Origin of the sequence: Carboxydothermus islandicus, from assembly GCF_001950325.1 — a bacterium.
GTDB classification, from domain to species: Bacteria; Bacillota; Z-2901; order Carboxydothermales; family Carboxydothermaceae; genus Carboxydothermus; species Carboxydothermus islandicus.
In genome coordinates, this window is the sequence record NZ_BDJL01000118.1 from 19,401 (window position 1) to 19,835 (window position 435).

General features: G+C 36.6%; 1 protein-coding gene. It reads left to right on the forward strand.

The window, feature by feature from the left end; all coding sequences use genetic code 11:
• Positions 1-240: 240 nt before the first annotated feature.
• The coding region (locus tag ciss_RS09850) for a hypothetical protein (protein ID WP_143298549.1) at positions 241-435 on the forward strand (195 nt) is incomplete at its 3' end.

Genomic DNA, 435 nt, shown 5'->3' on the forward strand with positions numbered 1-435 from the left:
AAATTAAAGAAAAATTTGCAAAAGCTTGAGAATTAAAGAAAAATAGCATTTACGGAATTTTTGCAGCAATAAATTTGGTTTATTGATATAAGTAACATTTAAAACAAAGATAAAGGAAATTTTTACCATAACATCTAATTAATAGCATAAAAATAATAATGCCTGTCCGGATAAACTGCCGGGAAAGGAGGGAAGGAGAAATACGGCGCATCCGGACTTAAAGGAAAGGAGGAGGAAGTATTGAAGGGGAAGATTAAGATATTGTGTTTACTGGTTTTAACCCTGCTGCTTTTAGGGACCAACGCCTACGCCGCTCAGCTTTTGACGGGCGACACTTACGCCCCCACGGTAAAGAAAGTATATGATGAGCAGAGGGGCATGGTAAGTAAGTTTAATGCCGATGATAAAACCTATTACCCCAATGAAATTTATTTA